Below are 6,623 nucleotides of genomic sequence, written 5' to 3'. Positions count from 1 at the left end.
TGTTCCATATTCCCCCTTCGGCTTCCTTCAGACTCACCGTTACCAGTGACGCCCTTGCTTACGGGTTATCTTCCTGTTGGTTAGGCGATAAGGTTTCTTTCAACCTATCGGCTCAGTAGACATGCTGAACGTACAAAAGAATATAAAGATATTGCCTTTATATTATCTGATGATATAAAAAAATCTAAGTCTGATAAAACAGTATTTGTAAAAGCTAATGATAATATTTCTATTGATAATCTAAAAGTTAAAACTTTAGAATCTACAGACTTAGGTGTAGCCTTTGTTGTAGAGGTAGATAAAAAAACAATTTACCATGCTGGTGATTTAAATTGGTGGCACTGGGAAGGTGAAAATACACCTAAAGAAAATGAAGATGCAGGAAATATGTATAAAAAAGAAATAGAAAAAATAAAGGGAACTACTTTTGATTTAGCCTTTGTTCCACTTGATTCTAGACAAGGTGAGCAGTACTATTTAGGTTTTGATACTTTTATGCAAAACACTAATACTAAAGTAGCTTTTCCAATGCATTTTTGGGAAAAACCTTCAGTTATTGGCTTATTATTAGAGTCAGACCATTCTATATCTTACAGATACAAAGTAGTTAAAATAAACAAAGATAATGAAGAGTTTGAAATAATATAATGTATTTACTAGTTAGTATATTACTTATTTCATATTACCTTTATATAAAATTGATTTATGGTGGGTTAGTATTTAGTGAGTTTTTTGTAATATTAGCTGTTGGAATTGTGGTTTATCATTTTATAAAAGATAAACTAAAAGAAAATAAGCTTCTATATAAATTATTTAAGACTTCACTTTGTCTGTTATTGTCTCTGTTTCTTATTATTGAAAGTATGCTTGTTTTTTATCCAAAGAATAATACCAAAGATAAAAGTGATTACATGATAATCTTAGGTGCTGCTGTTCAAAATAATAGTGTTAGTCTTACTTTAAAAGGAAGATTAGATGCCGCTCTTACTTATTTAGATAAAACCAATGACGATTTATACATAGTAGTATCAGGGGGCAAAGGTAGTGGTGAAAACATTTCTGAGGCTTTAGCTATGAAAAACTACTTACTTGAAAATGGAATAGCTAAAGATAAAATTCTTATGGAAAATAAATCTACTAATACTTATGAAAACTTTAAATACTCTAAAGATTTAATTGAATCTCATAGTAATAAAAACTTAAAGGATTTGAAAATAAAGGTTGTAACTACTGACTTTCACAGTTGTAGAAGTAGCTTATTAGCTAAAAGGACAGGATATAAAAATGTAACTTTTTACACTAGCAATTCTTTAGTTCAATTTATGCCTACTTATTATGCTCGTGAATTTTTTGCATTTTTTAAAACTATATTGTTAGATAGATAATAATAAAAACCTCTTTAAAGCATAAAATTTATGTTTTAAAGAGGTTTTTGTTATTTATAAATATCCGAAAATTCAATGCTACATTTTTCAATTCGATTATTTGAGATATTTATATTGTTAATAGCCATATCATTTTCATGTTCTACTAGCCTAATTGGAATTTCAAAAATAAATTCTGCTCCTTCACCTATTTCACTATCTACCCATATTCTACCATCATGCATTTCTATTAATGATCTCACTAAGGATAATCCTATCCCACTACCTTCACAAGGTTTTGTTAAACTGCTATTTACTTGCCTAAATCTATCAAATATTATATCAAGTTTTTCTTTAGGTATACCTTTTCCATTGTCTTTTATACTTACCTTAACGTTGCTATTTTCAGATTTTAACTTGATAAATATTACTCCATCTTCCTCTGTATGTTTAATAGCGTTTGATAATATATTTAACATAATTCGCTCTATTTTATCTGGATCACAAGCAATAACTTCTTCTTCTATATCAGTATCAAAAATAAGGTTTATATTTTTCCCCTCTACATAATCAACTACAGATAAAGTTATATCTTCAATTATACTTACTATGTTATGATTGGCAAGCTGTAATTCATAAAAACCTGTATCTATTCTACTCATATCTATAAGGTTATTTACAAGCCTTAATAGCCTGTAGGAATTTTGTTTTATAGAATTAATACAGATTACTAATTTTTCAGTAGTCAAATTATCTAGTTCTATTCCTTTAGATAATAATTGCATAGTCCCAAGAATTATATTTAAAGGTGTTTTAAATTCATGTGATATGTTTGCAAAAAATTCATTTTTAATACTCTCTAATTGTATTGCTTCTTCTAAGGTTTTCTTTTGTTCTTCAATATATTTATCTTCTGTAATATCTTTACCAGTAACTATGAAGTAATTTTTTTCACTTATGTACTTTGCACTTCTTTCTACCCATATGATTTTTCCATCTTTTTTCAAATATCTAATTTTAGAATTTTTTCTACATTCTGAAACCTCTTCAATTGAAAATAGTTTGTCACTTTTATCTCTATCTTCAGGGTGTACAAGGTCTCTTATATGCATAGCTAATAACTCGTCTTCGCTCCATCCAAGTATCTTAGTCCAGCTTAAACTTATCTTTCTTAAGTAACCATTAATATCTACTATACCTATAAAATCAGTAGCTATACTTAGAAAAAGTTCTAAATCTTTTTCAATATTCTCTCTTCTTTCATTTTCAATTCTTACCTTTTTAGATAATTCACAGTTCTTTATTATCATAGAAATTTGACAACAAATTGCCTTTATTAAATCATCTTCATTTTGTCTAGGCTTATTGTTATGTTCGTATCCAGTAGTTAATAAACCTATAAACTCACTTTTTAATTCTAAATTATAAACACCTATATACTCAACATTATCACCTATCTTAGGCATAAAAGAATGTTCACTTCTTCTTTCTCCTACCGTTTTTAGACCTTCTTTCTCAGTACTAAAAATAAATTCTTCATCTATATCATTATTTATTTTAATAATATCTTCATAATCATATTTTTCACCTAAATTTAGTTTTCTCTCAAGTTGTTTTTTATCATAATCATAAATCCAAATAGATAATTGATTTATATTTAAATTACTCAATAATTCATTACATATATTAACTAAAACATGCTCTACGGGAGTATCATCTTCACTATCATTGTTTTTGCTAATAATATTGTGTAAGCTATTGATTTGTTTATAATTATTGTATAATTCATCTTCAATTTTCTTGATTAAATTTATATTTTTAGTTATTCCCACTGTAAATTTTACATTTTTATCTTCATCTAATATTGGAGCTTTATAGGTTTCTACCCATACTTCTTTGCCATCAACAATATTTGTTTCTTTTATTACTTTAGGCTTTTTACTTTTTATTACTTCTATATCAGCACTTCTAAAAGCTTTGCTTGTTTTTTTAGCCCAAACTTCAGTATCTTTTTTCCCAATTATATTATCCTTACTTTTGCCTGCCATTTTTGATAGTTCTTTGTTTATGTATATATATTTACCCTCTAGGTCTTTTATCCAGGCACCTATATTGATATTATCGAGTAAAGTCTCAAGTTGTTCTATGGTATATTCTTTAAGTACATTTTTTCCTATAAGATAAAATCCCTTATTTTCTTCAAATGTATTTGGGGTTATGTTTGCATAAATAGATATTATGTCATTGGTCTTTGTATACATCTTTAAAGTCATATCTTTATCTTTATCTTTATCTATATCTATATCACTGTTTAGTATTTGTTTTAATTTTTCCTCTTGGTTACATAAAATATCTTTTACATTTAATTTATATAACTCTTCTTCTTTATACCCTAATTTATTTATAAGCTTGCTATTGCACAAAGTGATTCTACCCAAATCATCAAAAAATAAAATATATTCTTCTAATTTATCAAAAAAAATTTTCATATGTATTTTTACCCCCTAAATAATCACTCCTCAATTAAAAGTATATATATGTTTAGATAAATTTAAAACAATTATTACAAATATGTTTATTTTTTAACATGCTCTTTACTTTTTAACTTTTTATAACTATTTACATTTATACTTTTGGCTATTTAAATTTCAATTATAAAACCCCCTAAACAAATAGTTTTAGGGGGAGTTGTGCTAGTATCTACTTCTACTTTTGCTCTTAAATTCTCTTCTTTCTTCATTAAATATAAACTTAGCTATTTCATTTTTCTCTTTAGTTCCTTTATAGTCAAACCTGACATGATGTAAATACCTTTCATTATCAATATTTTCTACACTTCTAACAATAGTTGCATCTAGCCTATACATTTTTTTATCTAGCTCAAAAAATACTTTTATTTTTCTATCTTCATTTACATAATAACTACTTTCCATAAGCATCCCTCCAGCGCTTATATCTTTAGTTACTCCATTGTAAGTTCTTAGTTCATTTGGTAATAATACATAGGTCACATTTAAAGTTAAAGGTAACCTATAGTTATTTCTTCTTTGATTTTTTTCAATAGTATCACAAATAGTACCAGTATAATATGTATTATAGTTTTCTACAACTTTATTTGTTATATTAAGCTTTGTTGTAAATAGTCCCCTCCCACTTACGAAGTCTACTTTAATAGCTTGACCAGTTTTGAAGTTGACTATATTTCTAGCTTCAGCTGGCAGTCTAAAAACCACTTCTCTATTTTTTAAGGTTTCTATCTCTGCTATATACATCTTTTTAGCATAAGTTATGTTTATTGATAGCGACATATCATCATGCAATACTTTTTTGTACTTATTTAAAGATTGCTGTATCGCTTCTTCCTTTTTCTTTTTGAATATATCAAATGCCACTATATTCCCCCCTCTTGATTTAATATTAATGAACTTCTATTTAAGTTTATTTTACCATATTATGAGATATTTTTCATAATTTATTATATTACTTAGAATGCTAAGAAATACATTGCTACTATATGAAGTACTAATAATATTATAGCTACTGGAGCTTGGTATTTTATTACATCATATTGCTTTCTCATGTCTAGTAACGCTGCTGGAACTATGTTAAAGTTTGCAGCCATTGGAGTTAATAGTGTTCCACAGTAACCTGCTGTTAATGCTAGAGCACCAACTATTGCAGGGTTAGCTCCTTGAGCTAATACAAATGGTACACCTATTCCTGCAGTTATAACTGCAAAGGCAGCAAATGAATTCCCCATTATCATTGTGAATATTGCCATACCTAGACAGTATGCAACTACTCCAAAGAATCTACTCTCTGCAGGAACAATTCCAGATATTACTTCTCCAACTCTAGCTTGAGTTAACAATGCTCCAAGTACAACTAGTAATTGAGGTAACATACTTGCAGGACCCATTTGTTGTAATAGTCTTGCACTGTCATCTACTGTTGTAGTTGGTTTTGCTTTAGTTAACATAAATGCTGATATTAATGCTACTAATGAACTAGCACCTATTGCAAATTGTGAAGAACTTCCAAAGTTCTTTAATAACATTGCCACAGCAACTGCTGCAAATGCTAATACTAATGATGGTAGGAATATTTTATTTCCTAATTTATCTGCTTGCTTTTGACCAAATTCTTCACTTGGCATCTCATATTTAGCAAATACAACTTGCTTTGAAACTGTTAGTAAACTTGATGCTATTAATATTAATCCAACTACATTATCTGGTAATACTTTTCCAAATATAAATGGTAGAGATATTAATATCCAGAAAAGTGCTGTTCCATATTTTTTACTGCTATCTACAGTTTTATACGATTTTAATGCTATAACTATCATTAATAGACCCATTATAGCATAGAAAATTTCTAATGATATATCTATAAAGTTTTGCACTATACTGTCCTCCTTATTTACTTGTTTTACCGTACTTTTTATCTAATTTCTTATCAAATAAGTAGCTTTGGACTGACACTATTAAGAATGCTATTAAAGCCATTATTATACTAGCCTTAGCTATATCTAATCCACTAACATTATATCCTTGCTCTGATAAAGTTGAGGCTATAAGTAAAACTCCACTACTTCCTGCAAATAAATTTTGCCCAAAGAAGTTACCGTAATTTTCTGATGCTGATGATAAAGCCTTTATCGCTTCTTCATCTTCTTCATCTATTTTTTCGTGTTTAGTTGCTGCAGATGTTTGTGCCATTGGATTTACTAATGGTCTAACAAACTGAGTATGCCCACTCATTCTTATTGATAAAGCTCCTGCAACTTGTCTTCCTAGCATGTATATACTAAATACTCCTCCAGCTGTAAGCTTTCCTATTTTTTCTATTAAGTGAACTGCTCTTTGTCTTAAACCATATCTTTCTAATATACCTATTACTGGCAATGTAAGTATAAATAATGATACAGCTCTATTTGCTAAAAAGGATTCTCCTAATATTATTAATATTTGATTTACATCTAATCCAACTACTAAACCTGTAGCAATTGCTGCTACTAATACCGTGAATAAGGTTTCTATTTTAAATATAAAACCTATTACTACGATTAAAACTCCTATAAGTTTTATCATTTGAATGCTCCTTTTCAATTATACGTCTTTTGACACACTCCCTACAGCTAAAGCAGAGGGATTCTTGGTGGCTAACGACTTAATCACACCTAAACGATATAATCAGAGGTTGTTACAAAGCCAAGCAAAATAGACGGTGTCTTCGCCACTACTACCTTAAAGTTGT

General features: G+C 28.4%; 6 protein-coding genes. 2 read left to right on the top strand and 4 right to left on the bottom strand.

Annotation, left to right across the window (positions count from 1 at the left end; genetic code table 11):
- Positions 1–387 precede the first annotated feature (387 nt).
- Both ACRC03_RS19750 and ACRC03_RS19745 read left to right on the top strand, forming a co-directional pair.
- The gene (locus tag ACRC03_RS19750; protein WP_438654327.1) at positions 388–648 is read left to right on the top strand and encodes a hypothetical protein; all 261 of its coding nucleotides are present in this window, start codon (positions 388–390) and stop codon (positions 646–648) included.
- A gap of 50 nt (positions 649–698) precedes the next feature.
- The gene (locus tag ACRC03_RS19745) at positions 699–1,385 is read left to right on the top strand and encodes a YdcF family protein (protein ID WP_438654326.1); all 687 of its coding nucleotides are present in this window, start codon (positions 699–701) and stop codon (positions 1,383–1,385) included.
- 50 nt (positions 1,386–1,435) lie between these two features.
- On the opposite strand, the gene ACRC03_RS19740 is transcribed toward ACRC03_RS19745, so the two are convergent.
- The 4 genes from ACRC03_RS19740 to ACRC03_RS19725 all read right to left on the bottom strand — a co-directional run bounded on the left by ACRC03_RS19740 (position 1,436) and on the right by ACRC03_RS19725 (position 6,457).
- Entirely contained in the window at positions 1,436–3,853 is a 2,418-nt protein-coding gene (locus ACRC03_RS19740) for a PAS domain S-box protein (RefSeq protein WP_438654325.1), read from the bottom strand.
- A gap of 204 nt (positions 3,854–4,057) precedes the next feature.
- A complete protein-coding gene (locus ACRC03_RS19735; protein WP_438654324.1) occupies positions 4,058–4,756 on the bottom strand; it encodes a flagellar brake protein in 699 nt (232 codons plus the stop codon).
- Between the two features lie 92 nt (positions 4,757–4,848).
- Positions 4,849–5,769, bottom strand: coding sequence for a DUF979 domain-containing protein (locus ACRC03_RS19730; RefSeq protein ID WP_438654323.1), 921 nt, complete (start codon positions 5,767–5,769; stop codon positions 4,849–4,851).
- Between the two features lie 13 nt (positions 5,770–5,782).
- On the bottom strand, positions 5,783–6,457 hold the full coding sequence (locus tag ACRC03_RS19725; RefSeq protein ID WP_438654322.1) for a DUF969 domain-containing protein: 675 nt from the start codon (positions 6,455–6,457) through the stop codon (positions 5,783–5,785).
- Between the last annotated feature and the right edge of the window lie 166 nt (positions 6,458–6,623).

Origin of the sequence: Romboutsia sp. (assembly GCF_051659545.1) — a bacterium.
Lineage (GTDB): Bacteria > Bacillota > Clostridia > Peptostreptococcales > Peptostreptococcaceae > JBOFOR01.
This window is presented reverse-complemented; position numbering and strand designations above follow the sequence as displayed.

Excerpts from the sequence above, each read along its gene's own strand:
- ACRC03_RS19725 (WP_438654322.1), bottom strand. The coding sequence starts at position 6,457 with ATGATAAAACTTATAGGAGTTTTAATCGTAGTAATAGGTTTTATATTT.
- ACRC03_RS19740 (WP_438654325.1), bottom strand. The coding sequence starts at position 3,853 with ATGAAAATTTTTTTTGATAAATTAGAAGAATATATTTTATTTTTTGAT.
- ACRC03_RS19750 (WP_438654327.1), top strand. The coding sequence starts at position 388 with ATGTATAAAAAAGAAATAGAAAAAATAAAGGGAACTACTTTTGATTTA.